Source organism: Streptomyces sp. NPDC047453 (assembly GCF_040643155.1).
In the GTDB taxonomy this organism is placed as follows: Bacteria; Actinomycetota; Actinomycetes; order Streptomycetales; family Streptomycetaceae; genus Streptomyces.
In genome coordinates this window covers 153449-169349 of the sequence record NZ_JBEYTS010000001.1, presented here as the reverse complement: position 1 = coordinate 169349, position 15901 = coordinate 153449, and the positions used below count along the sequence as shown (strand labels likewise).

Here is a 15901-nt window from a genome sequence, read left to right as displayed (position 1 = left end):
CACGCCCGGCGCGGTAGAGCGCATACGGCCACACGCGCGCCGCGCGCGCCCGCGCTCATGCGGCCCTGCCGGTCAGGACCAGCGGCCGGTACGGCCCAGCAGCAGGGCGGCGGCCGCCGTGCCGGCGGTGGAGGTGCGCAGCACGGTGGGGCCGAGCACGTACGCCTTCGCCCCCGCGTCCTGGAACTGCGCCAACTCCTCGGGCGACACCCCGCCTTCGGGGCCGACGACCAGCACGATGTCGCCCTGGGCGGGGAGTTCGACGGTGGCCAGACGTTCCTCGCCGCTCTCGTGGAGCACGGCGGCGAGGTCCGCTTCGGCCAGAAGTGCGGCAACCTGTTTGGTCGTCGCCGCGTCCGCGACCTCCGGGAAGCGCACCCGGCGGGACTGCTTGCCGGCCTCGCGGGCGGTCGCGCGCCACTTGCCGAGCGCCTTCAGACCCCGGTCGCCCTTCCACTGCGTGATGCAGCGGGAGGCGGCCCACGGCACGATCGCGTCCACGCCGACCTCGGTCATGGTCTCCACGGCGAGTTCGCCGCGGTCGCCCTTGGGCAGGGCCTGGACGACGGTGATACGGGGGGACTCCGGCGGTTCCTCGACGAGGGACGCCAAGTCCGAGACCACCAGCCGGTCCTTGCCCTCGGCGGCCTTGACCACGCCCTCGATCCAGCGCCCGCGGCCGTCGGTGAGCACCACGTCCTCGCCCGGCCGCAGCCGCTTGACCGAGACCGCGTGCCGCCCCTCGGGGCCCTCCAGCACGAACTCCGGTCCGACTGCCTTCAGTTCGTCCACGACGAACACCGGCGCGGTCATCGCGCGTCACCTCCTGCCGCAAAACCGGCCGCCAACGCCGCCCGTGCGGCGTCGAGTTCGGCGAGCAGCACCTCCACCAGCTGCCCGGCGGGCAGCTCGCGTGCCATCCGGTGGCCCTGGCCCGCCCACAGCGCCATGCCCTGCGCGTCCTTCGCCTTGGCGGCCGCCTTGCGCAGCGGCGCGGTGAGGTGGTGGACCTCCGGGTAGGCAGCGGGCGCGTACGGGCCGTGCTCCCGCATGAAGCGGTTGACCAGTCCGCGGGCCGGCCGCCCGGAGAACGCCCGGGTCAGCTCCGTATGCGGGAACACCGGGTCGGTGAGCGCCTGCTTGTGCAGGTCGTGCGCGCCGGACTCGGGAGTGACGAGGAAGGCCGTGCCGAGCTGGGCTGCGCGGGCGCCCGCCGCGAGCACGGCGGCGATCTGGCTGCCGCGCATGATGCCGCCCGTGGCGATGATCGGCAGGGCGACCGCCTCGCGGATCTGCGCGACGAGCGAGAGCACGCCGATCCCGGCGCCGTTCTGTTCCGGCAGGTCGCGGTGGGTGCCCTGGTGGCCGCCGGCCTCCACGCCCTGGGCGATCACCGCGTCCGCGCCCGAGCGGTCCACGGCGAGCGCCTCCTCGGTGGTGGTGGCGGTGGCGAGGACGAAGGTGCCGACCCGGTGCAGGGAGTCCACGACCTCGCGGGCGGGCACGCCGAAGTGGAAGGAGACGACGGGCACCGGGTCTTCCAGGAGCACGGCGAGCTTGGCGTCGTAGCCGTCGTCGCGTCCGGACTCCGGGTCGCCGAGTTCGGTCTCGTACCAGCCGGGCTCGCCGGCGAGCTGGTGGGCGTAGAGGTCGACGGCGCCGGTCTCGGCGCTCTCCGGCTGCGGCATGAACACGTTGACGCCGAAGGGGCGGCCGGTCAGTCCGCGCAGCTGCTTGATCTCCTGGTACATGCCGTCGGCGGTCTTGTAACCGGCGGCGAGGAATCCCAGTCCACCGGCATCGGAAACCGCCGCGGCGAGCGGCGGCACCGCGGGACCGCCCGCCATCGGCGCCTGCACGATCGGGTGCGGGAAGAGATCGGTCAGTGCGGAGGACATGACGGCATGTTGTCACGTCCTCCTGACGGGTCCGAATCCGGGCGACCTCTGGCATATGCCGGAGGAATCCCTTCCGGGCCAATCACCTTGCCGCCCCGGCTGACTGTGCCCGCCCGGGGGCAACCCCCGCAACCCCCGGCCGACCCCAGCCCCCGCCTCAGCGACCGTTGAAGGCGTCCTTCAACCGCGAGAACAAGCCCTGCTGCCCCGGCTGGAACTGCCCCTGTGGGCGTTCCTCGCCGCGCAGCTTGGAGAGCTCGCGCAGCAGGCGTTCCTGCTCGGGGTCGAGCTTGGTCGGGGTCTGGACCTCGACGTGGACGATGAGGTCGCCCCGGCCGCCGCCGCGCAGGTGCGTGACGCCGCGGCCGTGCAGCGGGATCGACTGGCCGGACTGGGTGCCCGGGCGGATGTCGACCTCCTCCAGGCCGTCCAGGGTCTCCAGCGGCACCTTGGTGCCGAGGGCCGCCGCGGTCATCGGGATGGTGACCGTGCAGTGCAGGTCGTCGCCGCGCCGCTGGAAGGTCGAGTGCGGCAGCTCGTGGATCTCGACGTACAGGTCGCCGGCCGGACCGCCGCCGGGGCCGACCTCGCCCTCGCCCGCGAGCTGGATGCGCGTGCCGTTGTCGACACCGGCCGGGATCTTCACGGTCAGGGTGCGGCGGGCGCGGATGCGGCCGTCGCCGGCGCACTCCGGGCACGGGGTGGGCACCACCGTGCCGAAGCCCTGGCACTGGGGGCACGGACGCGACGTCATGACCTGGCCCAGGAAGGACCGGGTGACCTGCGAGACCTCACCCCGGCCGCGGCACATGTCGCACGTCTGTGCGGTCGTGCCCGGAGCCGCGCCCTCGCCGCTGCACGTGTTGCAGACGACGGCCGTGTCGACATGGATGTCCTTCGTGGTGCCGAAGGCCGCCTCGTCCAGCTCGACCTCGAGCCGGATCATCGCGTCCTGACCCCGGCGCGTGCGCGAACGCGGTCCGCGCTGCGACGCCGTGCCGAAGAAGGCGTCCATGATGTCGGAGAAGTTCCCGAAGGAACCGGCCCCGAAGCCGCTCGCGCCGGCCGCGCCGGCCTGCGAGAGGGGGTCGCCGCCGAGATCGTAGACCTGCTTCTTCTGCGGGTCGGAGAGCACCTCGTAAGCGGCGTTGATCTCCTTGAACCGCTCCTGGGTCTTGGGATCCGGGTTGACGTCCGGGTGCAGCTCGCGCGCGAGCCGCCGGAAGGCCTTCTTGATCTCTTCCTGCGACGCGTCACGGCGCACGCCGAGAACGGCGTAGTAGTCCGTGGCCACCTACGACTCCGCCAGGATCTGTCCGACGTACCGTGCCACTGCGCGTACCGCTCCCATCGTTCCCGGGTAATCCATGCGGGTCGGTCCGACCACGCCGAGCTTGGCCACTGCCTCGCCGCCCGAACCGTAGCCGACCGACACGATGGACGTGGAGTTGAGTCCTTCATGGGCGTTCTCGTGACCGATGCGCACGGTCATGCCCGGATTCTGCGTCTCACCGAGCAGCCTCAGCATCACGACCTGCTCCTCCAGCGCCTCCAGAACGGGCCGGATCGTGAGCGGGAAGTCGTGCGCGAAGCGGGTGAGGTTGGCGGTGCCGCCGATGACCAGCCGCTCCTCGTTCTCCTCGACGAGCGTCTCCAGGAGAGTGGACAGCACGGTCGAGACGGTACCCCGGTCCTCGATGTCGAAGCCGTCGGGCAGGTCCTCCACGAGGTGTGGGACGTCCGTGAAACGGCGCCCCGCGACCCGGCTGTTCAGCCGCGCCCTCAGGTCGGCCAGGGAGGCCTCCCCGAAGGGCACCGGGCAGTCGACCATCCGCTGCTCGACCCGGCCGGTGTCCGTGATCAGCACGAGCATCACCCGCGCGGGCGCGAGGGCCAGCAGCTCCACGTGCCGCACGGTCGAACGGGTCAGCGACGGGTACTGCACCACGGCGACCTGCCGGGTCAGCTGGGCGAGCAGCCGTACCGTGCGGGCCACCACGTCGTCGAGGTCGACGGCGCCGTCGAGGAAGTTCTGGATGGCGCGCCGCTCGGGCGCGGTCATCGGCTTGACCTCGGCCAGCTTGTCGACGAACAGGCGGTACCCCTTGTCGGTGGGGATACGGCCGGCACTGGTGTGCGGCTGGGCGATGTAGCCCTCGTCCTCCAGGGCCGCCATGTCGTTGCGGACCGTGGCCGGTGAGACGCCCAGGCCGTGCCGCTCGGTGAGGGCCTTGGAGCCCACCGGCTCCTCGGTGCCGACGTAGTCCTGGACGATGGCGCGCAGCACCTGAAGCCGCCGCTCGCTGAGCATCGCGCACACCTCCAGGGTCGTTCCTCGGCCACCCGCCTGGCACTCTGCGCATACGAGTGCCAGCTCTACCCGGCCCAGTGTACGGCCGCCGGGTACGCCCCCGGCAAGGCCGGGCCGCGACGGACTACGAGGTCGGGACCGGGATCACCCGGGATCGGCCGGGATGTCGTACCCGGCCGCGGTCGCAGCGCACTAGCGTCGCCGTATGACGGCTGGTCGGGAAGAACCTCGTAAAGAACCTCGGGACGAACTGGAATGGGAACGGCTGGCGGACGGCGTCGGGCGGTGCCGTCTTCCGGTGTGGGACTGCACGGCCGGGCTGGTCGTCGGGGCGGACGCCGCGCTGATGGTCGACGCGGGGTCGAGCCGCGCGGAGGGCGCACGGTTGTGCGCGCGGGCGCGAGAGCTCTCCGGTGGCCGTGTGACACTTCTCGCGCTCACCCACCCGCACTTCGACCACGTCTTCGGGGCGGCCGAGTTCACCGGCGCGGAGGTGTTCGCCGCCGCGGGCGCGGCCGCGGTGTTCACCGGCGGGCGCGAGGAGCTGCGCGCGGACGCGGTGCGGCACGGGCTGGACGCGGGGGCGGCACGCGAGGCGGCGGACGCGCTGGTGCGCCCGGGCCGCGAGGTCGGCGACCGGCTGACCCTGCGGCTCGGCGGCGGGCGGGAGGCGCTGCTGGTGAACGTGGGGCCGGGCCACACGGCGCACGACCTCGCCGTGGTGGTGCCGGGCGAGCCGCCGGTGGTGTTCTGCGGGGATCTGGTCGAGGAGTCCGGCGAGCCCCAGGCCGGCCCGGACGCCGTGCCGTCCCGGTGGCCCGCCGCCCTCGACCGACTGCTGGCGCTCGGCGGCGAGGACGCACTGTACGTCCCCGGTCACGGAGCGGTGGTGGACGCCGCCTTCGTCCGCGCCCAGCGGGACGCCCTGGCCGCGCGCTTCGGCGTGTCGCCCTGATCGGACACGGGCCTGTCCATATCGTCACTCGAATGCGCCAGTATTCGCCCGACCTCACCCCTCCCTGGAAGAAGCCGCGGACCGTGCCGGAGGTTTCCGCCGAGCCGGGTCTGGTCGTGGAGGAGCCCGGGACGGGCTTCTGCGGGGCGGTGATCCGCTGCGAGGCGGGCACGGTGACGCTGGAGGACCGTTTCGGCAAGCACCGGGTGTTCCCGCTCGCGCCCGGCGGCTTCCTGCTGGAGGGCCGGGTGGTCACCCTGGTGAAGCCGTCGTCCGGCCCGGTACGGCCCACCCGTACGGCATCCGGTTCGGTCGCCGTGCCCGAGGCACGCGCGCGCGTGGCCCGCGCCGGGCGCATCTACGTCGAGGGCCGGCACGACGCCGAACTGGTCGAGAAGGTGTGGGGCGACGACCTGCGCGTCGAGGGCGTGGTCGTGGAGTACCTGGAGGGCGTCGACGACCTGCCGGCGATCGTCGAGGCGTTCGCGCCCGGTCCGGACGCCCGCCTCGGCGTCCTCGTGGACCACCTGGTCCCCGGCAGCAAGGAGTGGCGCATCGCCGAATCGGTGACCAGCGAGCACGCGCTGGTGGTCGGCCACCCGTACATCGACGTCTGGGAGGCCGTGAAGCCGTCCTCGCTCGGGATCGGGTCCTGGCCCCGCGTCCCGCGCGGCCAGGACTGGAAGACGGGCGTGTGCCGCGCCCTGGGCTGGTCGGAGAACACGGGCGCGGCCTGGAAGGGGATCCTGTCCCACGTGCGGTCCTACAAGGACCTTCAACCGGAGCTGCTGGGCCGGGTCGAGCAGCTGATCGACTTCGTCACCGTCCAGCCCGAGTAGCCGCGCGGGTCCGGCTCCGGGTGCTCCGGGCGCCTCAGTCCACCAGGTCCCGCACCACCGCGTCCGCCAGCAGCCGGCCCCGCAGGGTGAGCACGGCGCGCCCCGCCTCGTACGGCCCCTCCTGGAGCAGCCCGTCGGACAGCGCGCGCCGGGACGCGGCCAGTCCGTCCGGGCGCAGCAGGTCCAGCGGGACGCCCTCCCGCAGCCGCAGTTCCAGCAGGATGCGCTCCACCCGGCGGTCCTCCTCCGTGAGGAGTTCCCTTCCAGCGCCCGGGGAACGGCCGACCGCCAGGGCTGCCGCGTACGCCCCCGGATGCTTCACGTTCCACCAGCGCACGCCCCCCACGTGGCTGTGCGCGCCGGGTCCGGCGCCCCACCAGTCGGCGCCGCGCCAGTACAGCTCGTTGTGCAGGCAGCGGCCGGCTTCCGAGGTGGCCCAGTTGGACACCTCGTACCACTCGAAGCCCGCCGCGGTCAGCGTCTCCTCGGCGATCAGGTAGCGGTCGGCGTGCACGTCGTCGTCCGTCATCGGGATCTCCCCGCGCCGGATCCGGCGGGCGAGCTGGGTGCCCTCCTCCACGATCAGGGCGTACGCCGAGACGTGGTCGGGGCCGGCGCCTAGGGCCGCGTCCAGCGAGGCCCGCCAGTCGTCGTCGGACTCGCCGGGGGTGCCGTAGATCAGGTCGAGGTTGACGTGCTCGAAGCCGGCGGCGCGGGCCTCGGCCACACAGGCCTCGGGGCGGCCGGGGGTGTGCGTGCGGTCGAGGATCTTCAGCACGTGCTGCCGGGCGCTCTGCATGCCGAAGGAGATCCGGTTGAAGCCGCCCTCGCGGAGCGTGGCCAGGTAGGCGGGGTCGACCGACTCGGGGTTGGCCTCCGTCGTGATCTCGGCGTCGGCCGCGAGGCCGAACTCGTCGCGGATCGCCCCCAGCATCCGCACCAGGTCGTCCGCGGCCAGCAGCGTGGGCGTGCCGCCACCGACGAAGACCGTGCGGACCTCGCGCGGGTCGTCGCCGAGCACCTTGCGGGCGAGGCGGACCTCGTCGGTCAGCGTCCCGGCGTAGTTGTCACGGGACGCGAGCACCCCGCCGGTGCCGCGCAGCTCGGTGGCGGTGTACGTGTTGAAGTCGCAGTAGCCGCAGCGGGTCGCGCAGTAGGGGACGTGCAGATAGAACCCGAGAGGCCGGTCGGCCGCCCCGGCGAGCGCGCCCACGGGCAGCGCACCGTCATCGGGAACGGACTCACCATCGGGAAGTGCGGAAGGCATACCTCCCATTGTCCAGCACCCCGGGCGAAGCCCGGGGCCCATGGCTGGCGCGGGGCGGGGCGGTTTCTTGAGCGCCGGAGTTCTGTCAGTCGCGTTCGGCCTGAAGTACCAGCAGGGCCAGGTCGTCCTCCGGTGGGCCCGTGCCGAAGTCGTGTACGAGGCGGCGGATGCGCTCGGCGATCGGTTCCGCGTCGAGGCCGGCGCAGCCGGCGAGGGCCGTGGCGAGGCCGTCCCCGTCGTCGAACTGGCGGGAGCCGGAGCGCCGCTCGGTGACGCCGTCGGTGACGCACAGCAGCGTGTCGCCGGGCCGCAGCTCGAAGGTCTCGCAGGCGTACGTCTCGTCCTCGATCACCCCGAGCAGCGCCTGCGGCCGGGCCGCCGTACGGACGCCGCCCTCGCGCCCGAGGACCAGCGGCAGCGGATGCCCGGCGGAGGCGAGGGTGCAGCGCACGCCTCCGTCGAAGGGGACCAGCTCGCCGTACAGCAGGGACAGGAACCGGGTCTGGGTGTCGCCGGGCACCGGGGTCCGTCCGCCGGCCGCCACCAGGACGCGCGCGGCGGCGTCGGCGGCCTCGGTGGCGTCGTCGAGGAGGAGCTGGTTGAGGCGGTCCAGGACGTCGGCGACGCCGTAGCCCTCGCGGGCCAGCAGCCGCAGCCAGGGGCGGGCGAGCCCGATGACCACGGCGGCCTCGGGGCCCTTGCCCTGCACGTCGCCGACGGCGAAGCACCAACGGCCGTCGCCGGCCGGGAAGAGGTCGTAGAAGTCGCCGCTCGGGCCGCCCTTGTCGCACGGCTCGTACACCAGCGCGCTGCGCAGACCGGGGATCTCGGCGACCGCGCCGGGCAGCAGGCCACGCTGGAGCACGGCGCTGATGGTGGCCTGGCGGGCGTACTGCCGGGCCGCGCCGATGGCGAGGGCGACCCGCCGGCTGAGGTCCTCGACCAGCCCGGTGACCTCGTCGGGGAAGCGGAGCAGCCCGGTCCGCCCGATGACCAGCGTGCCCAGCGGACGGCCGCCCGCGATCAGGCGGTACGCCAGCGCCGCGCCGTGGGCCGCGTGCGGGCCGAGGGCCTCCCCGGGCCAGGGATAGGCGGCGGGCCCTGACCGCAGGCCGTCGGTGGGGCGCGGCGGGTCCTTCTCCAGGACACGGCGCAGTTCCTCGATCCGGCTCTCGCTGCCGTGCCAGACACGGGCGAGCCGCGGCCCGGCCGCGCCGATCCCGTCGTTCCAGCCTCCGCCACCCTCACCTCCGCTCCAGCGCGAGGCACCCCACCGGCCGGTGGACTCGTCCTCCAGCCACACCGCGCACCAGTCGGCGAGCCGGGGCACGAGCAGCTGTCCGGTGAGCGAGGCGACCAGGTCCTCGTCGAGCTGTCCGGCGAGCAGGTCGGAGGCCTCCGCGAGGAAGGACAGCGCGCCGCGCCCCAGCCAGTCCCGGTCCCGCCCGGCGTGCTGCGGCTCGGGCGTGAGGACCTCGGCGATGCCGAGCCCGCGTTCCGCGCCGTACGCCGCCTCCTCGTCCTCCTTCGCCGGGCCGGCCTCGGCGGGCAGCCGCGCCCACACCGTCTTGGTGCCGGTCCGGTAGGTGACACCCCACGCCTCGCAGAGCGTCGCGACCAGCCGCAGGCCGCGGCCGTACTCCGGGGTTTCGTGCGGTGTCCCTGGGCTGTGCTCGCGGGGAGCGCGCGAGGGGTGGTGGTCGCACACCTCGACCACGCAGGCGCCGGTCTCCGGCTCCAGCCAACAGGTCAGCTCCATGTCGGTGCCCGCGTGCACGACGGCGTTGGTGACCAGTTCGCTGACCACGATCAGGGCGTCCTCGGCCAGTCGCTCCCCGATCTCGAACCCGAGGTCCGTCCACTCGGCCAGCGCGGAGCGCAGCACCGCGCGGGCGGAGCGGGGCGCGAGGGAGCCCCCGGGCAGCACCGCGTGGGTCCGCGGGCACGCCCCCGCGGCGTGCGCGGGTACCCCGGAGGCACGGGAAGCGGTCTCCCGCTGCGTGGGAATGGCCCCCATCTGCGGCTCCCCGGGCGGTCCGGACGAATCGGTTTCAGTCAACGCCGACAGGGTGACAGACCGACCGCGTCCATAAGCAAGGAGTTACCGAAGTGTGTCGCCTTGTATGAGAACTGCACTACCGGAGTGATCAAAGACAGACAGATCCGAATGCCCGTGAACGTATTCGTGATCGTTCCCCGCGCACCCGAGGCGCGCGGGGAGTTCGCCGGCCGGGCCGGCTCAGCGATCACGCCTCCCGCGCGCCCGCGTACATCTCGTCGATCAAGTGCTTGTACTCCCGCTCCACCACGGGCCGCTTCAGCTTGAGGCTCGGGGTGATCTCGCCGTGCTCGACGTCGAGGTCGCGTGGCAGCAGGCGGAACTTCTTGATGGTCTGCCAGCGCTGCAGGCCCTCGTTGAGCTGCCTGACGTAGCCGTCGACCATCTCGACCGTCCGCGGCGCGGCGACGACCTCGGCGTACGGCCTGCCCTCCAGGCCGTTCTCCTTGGCCCACTCCATGATCGCGAGCTCGTCGAGGGCGATCAGCGCGGTGCAGAAGTTCCGGGCGGCGCCGTGCACGAGGATGTTGGAGACGTACGGGCACACCGCCTTGAACTGGCCCTCGACCTCGGCGGGCGCGATGTACTTGCCGCCGGAGGTCTTGATGAGGTCCTTCTTGCGGTCGGTGATGCGCAGATAGCCGTCCGGGGAGAGCTCGCCGATGTCGCCGGTGTGGAACCAGCCGTCGGCCTCCAGCACCTCGGCGGTCTGCTCGGGCAGCTTGTGGTAGCCCTCCATGATGCCGGGGCCGCGCAGCAGGATCTCGCCGTCGTCCGCGATGCGCACCTCGGTGCCGGGCAGCGGCTTGCCGACCGTGCCGGTGCGGTAGGCCTCGCCGGGGTTGACGAAGGAGGCGGCGGAGGACTCGGTGAGGCCGTAGCCCTCCAGGATGTGGATGCCGGCGCCGGCGAAGAAGTAGCCGATCTCCGGGGCGAGGGCGGCGCTGCCCGAGACGCAGGCGCGCAGCCGGCCGCCGAAGGCCTCGCGGATCTTGGCGTAGACGAGCGCGTCGGCGACCTTGTGCTTGGCGGCCAGGGCGAAGGGCGCGGAGCGGGTGCCGGTGCGCTTGAAGTTGTCCTGGGTGACCTTGGCGTACTCGCGGGCGACCTCGGCGGCCCACTGGAAGATCTTGTACTTGGCCGGGCCGCCGGCGCGCGCCTTGGCGGCGACGCCGTTGTAGACCTTCTCGAAGATGCGCGGCACGGCCGCCATGTAGGTCGGCTGGACGACCGGCAGATTCTCGATGATCTTGTCCACGCGGCCGTCCACGGCGGCGACGTGCCCGACCTCGATCTGGCCGGAGGTGAGGACTTTGCCGAAGACGTGCGCGAGCGGCAGCCACAGGTACTGCACGTCGTCGGCGCCGACCAGCCCCGTGGCGGCGATGGCCTTGGCCATGTACGACCAGTTGTCGTGCGGCAGCCGAACGCCCTTGGGGCGGCCGGTGGTGCCGGAGGTGTAGATGAGGGTGGCGAGCTGGTCCTTGGTGATCGCGCCGACCCGCTCCTTGATCAGCTCGGGGTGCTCGCCCAGGTACGCGGCGCCGCGCCGCTCCAGCTCGGCCAGGCTGAGCACCCGGTCGCCGGTCTCGACGCCGTCCGCGTCGATGACGACGACGTGGTGCAGCTCGGGCAGCTCGGCGCGCTTCCCCTCGGCCTTGGCCAGCTGCTCGGCGTTCTCCGCGATGAGCACCCTGCTCTGGGAGTCGGAGAGGATGAAGGCCGACTCGCCTGCGTTGGTCTGCGGGTAGACCGTGGTCGTGGCCGCGCCCGCGCACATGATGCCGAGGTCGGCCAGCAGCCACTCCACACGGGTGGAGGAGGCGAGCGCGACCCGCTCCTCCGGCCGCACGCCCAGTTCGATGAGTCCGGCCGCGATCGCGTAGACCCGCTCGGCGGACTGCGCCCAGCTCAGCGACTTCCAGTCGTCCGGGCCCGCGCCGGATGCCGCGGGTACGGGGTAGCGGTAGGCCTCGGCGTCCGGTGTGGCCGCCACACGCTCCAGGAAGAGGGCCGCCACGGACGGCGGACGGTTCTCGATCAGGGTCTGTGCGTCGCTCACGACATCCTCCGGGGCCCGCGACAATGCGGCTGGCTCTTTGCGGCTGGGGTGACTCACGTGTGGTGGTTCGAACTGTTGCTTAACTCGCGAGTAACTAACGAGCAGGATCAGACTAAGGTGCGACCGGCCACCGCGTAAGAGGCAGCGCTCGGTGACTTCCCACAGAGAGCTACCGCGTGAATGTGCGAGGGCCCGCCGCGCTTTCGCACGACGGGCCCCTTTTTCACCCGGTTCACCGGGTAACGGCCGCACGTTCCGAGCTACCGGGCGGTCACTTCTTGCCCTTGGCCGACCCCGCGCTGTCATCGCTGGAGAGCACCGCGATGAAGGCCTCCTGGGGAACCTCCACGGAACCCACCATCTTCATGCGCTTCTTGCCCTCCTTCTGCTTCTCCAGCAGCTTCCGCTTACGGGAGATGTCACCGCCGTAGCACTTGGCGAGGACGTCCTTGCGGATGGCGCGGATGGTCTCGCGGGCGATCACCCGGGAGCCGATGGCGGCCTGGACGGGCACCTCGAAGCTCTGCCGCGGGATCAGCTCCCTGAGCTTGGCGACGAGCCGGACGCCGTACGCGTACGCCTGGTCCTTGTGGGTGATCGCCGAGAAGGCGTCCACCTTGTCGCCGTGCAGCAGGATGTCGACCTTGACCAGGGAGCTGCTCTGCTCACCGGTGGGCTCGTAGTCGAGGGAGGCGTAGCCGCGGGTCTTGGACTTCAGCTGGTCGAAGAAGTCGAACACGATCTCGGCGAGCGGGAGGGTGTAGCGGATCTCGACGCGGTCCTCGGAGAGGTAGTCCATGCCCAGCAGCGTGCCGCGGCGGGTCTGGCACAGTTCCATGATCGAGCCGATGAACTCGGTGGGCGCGAGGATCGTGGCCCGCACGACGGGCTCGTACACCTCGGCGAGCTTCCCCTCGGGGAACTCGCTGGGGTTGGTGACCGTGTGCTCGGTGCCGTCCTCCATCAGCACGCGGTAGACCACGTTGGGGGCGGTGGCGATCAGGTCGAGCCCGAACTCGCGCTCCAGCCGCTCGCGGATCACGTCTAGGTGGAGCAGGCCGAGGAAGCCGACGCGGAAGCCGAACCCGAGGGCGGCGGAGGTCTCCGGCTCGTAGACCAGGGCGGCGTCGTTGAGCTGGAGCTTGTCCAGCGCCTCGCGCAGCTCGGGGTAGTCGGAGCCGTCCAGCGGATACAGGCCGGAGAAGACCATCGGCTTGGGGTCCTTGTAGCCGCCCAGGGCCTCCTCCGCGCCCTTGTGCTGGCTGGTGACGGTGTCACCGACCTTGGACTGGCGGACGTCCTTCACCCCGGTGATCAGGTAGCCCACCTCGCCGACGCCGAGGCCGTCGGCCGGCAGCATCTCCGGGGAGTTGGTGCCGATCTCCAGCAGCTCGTGGGTGGCGCCGGTGGACATCATCCGGATCCGCTCGCGCTTGTTGAGCTGACCGTCGATGACACGGACGTAGGTCACGACACCGCGGTAGGAGTCGTAGACGGAGTCGAAGATCATCGCGCGGGCGGGGGCGTCGGCGACGCCGACCGGGGCCGGGATCTCCTTGACCACCCGGTCGAGCAGCGCGTCGACGCCGAGGCCGGTCTTGGCGGAGACCTTCAGCACGTCGTCGGGGTCGCAGCCGACGAGGTTGGCCAGCTCCTCGGCGAACTTCTCCGGCTGCGCGGCCGGCAGGTCGATCTTGTTGAGGACCGGGATGATCGTGAGGTCGTTCTCCATCGCCAGGTAGAGGTTGGCGAGGGTCTGGGCCTCGATGCCCTGGGCCGCGTCGACGAGCAGGACGGTCCCCTCGCAGGCGGCGAGCGACCGCGAGACCTCGTAGGTGAAGTCGACGTGCCCCGGGGTGTCGATCATGTTGAGGATGTGCGTGTTGCCGGGGTCGTGGGAGGGAGCCCACGGCAGGCGCACCGCCTGGGACTTGATCGTGATGCCGCGCTCGCGCTCGATGTCCATGCGGTCGAGGTACTGAGCGCGCATCTGCCGCTGCTCGACCACCCCGGTCAGCTGGAGCATCCGGTCGGCGAGCGTGGACTTGCCGTGGTCGATGTGCGCGATGATGCAGAAGTTGCGGATCAGAGCCGGGGCGGTACGGCTCGGCTCGGGCACGTTGTCAGGGGTCGCGGGCACGCAGGGTCCTGTTTCTTGAGGCGCCTTATGCCTCGGGTCGGAACGATACGTAGCTTCCATGGTCCCACGGGCGGCGACCGGCGGCCGGTTTGGGCCGCCCAGCGGGCCGCTGGTAGCCTGGGCGACTGTGTCTCATGCCCTCTACGCGCGAGGCACAACTCAAGAAATCACCGGTGCGGGACCCGTGCGGCCCCGTACCAGAACCTGAAAAGGCTCATTCGTGGCGAACATCAAGTCCCAGATCAAGCGGAACAAGACCAACGAGAAGGCACGGATGCGCAACAAGGCCGTCAAGTCCTCTCTGAAGACCGCGATCCGCAAGGCCCGCGAGGCCGCTGCCGCGGGTGACGTCCAGAAGGCCACCGAGCTCCAGCGCGCTGCCGCGCGTCAGCTCGACAAGGCCGTCTCGAAGGGCGTCATCCACAAGAACGCGGCCGCCAACAAGAAGTCGGCGCTGGCCACCAAGGTCACGGCCCTCAAGGGCTGAGCCCCTTCCTTGATCTGAACGGATCCTCCGGGATCCGACTTGGCCGGAAGGACTGAGGGCGGGCCCTCTCTCATCCGCCCCCGACCGGCACCCCCGGATCCGCGCGCGGCCTGCGTTCGCCACGCGGGCGCGGAACCGAACAGCGTGAACCGAAGGCCCCGCCGCACTCCCTTTCCCCAGGGAGAGCGGCGGGGCCTTCGGCGTGTCGCGGAACGTGAAGGGAGGCCGGGGCCTTCGAGGTGGGGTGGCGCGGGGCTTCTCAGCCGCGCCCTCTGGAACGGGCCGCCCGGGCGATGGTGACCACGGCCTTCTCCAGGGCGTACTCGGGGTCGTCTCCGCCACCCTTGACGCCCGCGTCGGCCTCGGCCACCGCACGGAGGGCGACGGCCACGCCGTCCGGGGTCCAGCCGCGCATCTGCTGCCGGACGCGGTCGATCTTCCAGGGCGGCATGCCCAGTTCCCGCGCCAGGTCGGCCGGACGGCCGCCGCGCGCGGACGACAGCTTCCCGATCGCCCGCACGCCCTGGGCCAGCGCGCTGGTGATCATCACCGGTGCCACGCCGGTGGCCAGCGACCACCGCAGCGCCTCCAGCGCCTCCGCCGCCCGCCCCTCGACGGCCCGGTCGGCGACCGTGAAGCTGGACGCCTCGGCCCGCCCCGTGTAGTAGCGGCCGACGACGGCCTCGTCGATCGTCCCCTCGATGTCGGCGACCAACTGCGCCACCGCCGACGCCAGCTCCCGCAGATCGCTGCCGATCGCGTCGACCAGCGCCTGGCACGCCTCCGGTGTGGCCGAGCGCCCGAGGCCGCGGAACTCGCCCCGCACGAAGGCGAGCCGGTCGGCCGGCTTGGTCATCTTCGGGCAGGCCACCTCGCGCGCGCCGGCCTTGCGCGCCGCGTCGAGCAGGCCCTTGCCCTTGGCCCCGCCCGCGTGCAGCAGCACCAGCGTGATCTCCTCGGCGGGCGCCCCCAGATACGCCTTGACGTCCTTGACCGTGTCGGCCGACAGGTCCTGCGCGTTGCGTACGACCACGACCTTGCGCTCGGCGAAGAGCGACGGACTGGTCAGCTCGGCGAGCGTGCCGGGCTGCAACTGGTCCGGGGTGAGGTCCCGTACGTCCGTGTCGGCGTCGGCGGCCCTGGCGGCGGCCACCACCTCCCGCACGGCACGGTCGAGCAGGAGGTCCTCCTGCCCCACGGCTAGCGTCACCGGGGCGAGAGGGTCGTCGTTCGCAGTCTTCCTGGCCATCGCGACAAGCATCCCACGGACCACTGACAACGCCCCCGGCACATGGCACCGGTCGCCTCGCCGCGTTGTCGTCGGTTGGCAGGGCTCCGCCCTGCCGCCCTCCTCCGCCTAGCTAGTGCTGTGGCCGGAAAGGTTTGCCGGGAAGCTCGCGGCGTCCGGTGCTGGGGGTACCTCCCGCGCCGTTCAGGCTGTGGGGGAGCATCGCAAGGCGGAGCATCGCCCGCGTACTGGATGTACTCGGGTGATGCGACAACGCGGCGTGGGGGTACCCCCGGCCGAAGGCTGAGGGAGTGCCGTGCCGGGCGTCGCGAGCCGGTGAACCTTTCCGGTCACAGCACTACTAGGGCTCCTCGCGCCAGCCCTCCCATTCCGCCGCGAACGCGTCCAGCTCCGCCGGATCCAGCCGTTCCGCCTCGTCCCGGAGGACGACGAGCCACTGCGCGTCCTCGGCGTCGTCCTCACCGGCCAGCGCGTCGCGGACGATCCGCGGCTCCTCGTCGACCGCGAACCGCTCCGCCAGCGCCTGCGCCGCCTCCTCCGCGGCATCGCGGTCGGGCAGCACCAGCACGTGTCTCACATCGCTCACGGGGTCATTGTCCGGCACCCCGCCGTGGCGGCGGCCGGCGGCGCCTGA

General features: G+C 72.1%; 13 protein-coding genes. 3 read left to right on the top strand and 10 right to left on the bottom strand.

Annotated elements, in window-relative coordinates; genetic code table 11:
- Positions 1-72: 72 nt before the first annotated feature.
- The 4 genes from ABZ818_RS00695 to hrcA form a co-directional block, all read right to left on the bottom strand.
- Positions 73-813: a 16S rRNA (uracil(1498)-N(3))-methyltransferase gene (locus ABZ818_RS00695; protein ID WP_361408624.1), complete on the bottom strand. Its 741-nt coding sequence runs from the start codon at positions 811-813 to the stop codon at positions 73-75.
- Complete coding sequence (locus ABZ818_RS00690) at positions 810-1898, bottom strand: nitronate monooxygenase (protein WP_361408621.1); 1089 nt, start codon at positions 1896-1898, stop codon at positions 810-812. Before ABZ818_RS00690 ends, ABZ818_RS00695 begins: the two co-directional genes overlap by 4 nt.
- 157 nt (positions 1899-2055) lie before the next feature.
- Positions 2056-3192 carry a molecular chaperone DnaJ gene (gene dnaJ / locus ABZ818_RS00685; protein WP_361408618.1) on the bottom strand — a complete coding sequence of 379 codons (1137 nt, stop codon included), beginning with the start codon at positions 3190-3192 and terminating at the stop codon, positions 2056-2058.
- Complete coding sequence (gene hrcA / locus ABZ818_RS00680; RefSeq protein WP_361408615.1) at positions 3193-4209, bottom strand: heat-inducible transcriptional repressor HrcA; 1017 nt, start codon at positions 4207-4209, stop codon at positions 3193-3195.
- A gap of 205 nt (positions 4210-4414) precedes the next feature.
- Between hrcA and ABZ818_RS00675 the strand changes: the two genes are divergently transcribed.
- Together ABZ818_RS00675 and ABZ818_RS00670 are read left to right on the top strand one after the other, a co-directional pair.
- Positions 4415-5164 (top strand): MBL fold metallo-hydrolase, encoded by a 750-nt coding sequence (locus ABZ818_RS00675; protein ID WP_361408612.1) that lies wholly within the window; start codon positions 4415-4417, stop codon positions 5162-5164.
- A gap of 32 nt (positions 5165-5196) precedes the next feature.
- The gene (locus ABZ818_RS00670; protein WP_361408609.1) at positions 5197-6003 is read left to right on the top strand and encodes a DUF3097 domain-containing protein; all 807 of its coding nucleotides are present in this window, start codon (positions 5197-5199) and stop codon (positions 6001-6003) included.
- A gap of 34 nt (positions 6004-6037) precedes the next feature.
- Here the strand turns inward: ABZ818_RS00670 and hemW are convergent, their stop codons facing one another.
- From hemW to lepA, 4 genes are all read right to left on the bottom strand, one after another.
- Complete coding sequence (hemW, locus tag ABZ818_RS00665) at positions 6038-7270, bottom strand: radical SAM family heme chaperone HemW (RefSeq protein WP_361408606.1); 1233 nt, start codon at positions 7268-7270, stop codon at positions 6038-6040.
- An 85-nt stretch (positions 7271-7355) separates the two neighbouring features.
- Complete coding sequence (locus tag ABZ818_RS00660; RefSeq protein WP_361408604.1) at positions 7356-9287, bottom strand: SpoIIE family protein phosphatase; 1932 nt, start codon at positions 9285-9287, stop codon at positions 7356-7358.
- A gap of 229 nt (positions 9288-9516) precedes the next feature.
- Complete coding sequence (locus ABZ818_RS00655; protein WP_361408601.1) at positions 9517-11391, bottom strand: AMP-binding protein; 1875 nt, start codon at positions 11389-11391, stop codon at positions 9517-9519.
- A 271-nt stretch (positions 11392-11662) separates the two neighbouring features.
- Positions 11663-13531, bottom strand: coding sequence for a translation elongation factor 4 (gene lepA, locus ABZ818_RS00650; protein WP_361408598.1), 1869 nt, complete (start codon positions 13529-13531; stop codon positions 11663-11665).
- A 220-nt stretch (positions 13532-13751) separates the two neighbouring features.
- Between lepA and rpsT the strand changes: the two genes are divergently transcribed.
- Complete coding sequence (gene rpsT / locus ABZ818_RS00645) at positions 13752-14018, top strand: 30S ribosomal protein S20 (RefSeq protein WP_361408595.1); 267 nt, start codon at positions 13752-13754, stop codon at positions 14016-14018.
- Positions 14019-14277: 259 nt separating this feature from the next.
- On the opposite strand, the gene holA is transcribed toward rpsT, so the two are convergent.
- Positions 14278-15267 carry a DNA polymerase III subunit delta gene (holA, locus tag ABZ818_RS00640; protein WP_361408592.1) on the bottom strand — a complete coding sequence of 330 codons (990 nt, stop codon included), beginning with the start codon at positions 15265-15267 and terminating at the stop codon, positions 14278-14280.
- A 340-nt stretch (positions 15268-15607) separates the two neighbouring features.
- Positions 15608-15853 (bottom strand): hypothetical protein, encoded by a 246-nt coding sequence (locus ABZ818_RS00635; RefSeq protein ID WP_361408589.1) that lies wholly within the window; start codon positions 15851-15853, stop codon positions 15608-15610.
- Between the last annotated feature and the right edge of the window lie 48 nt (positions 15854-15901).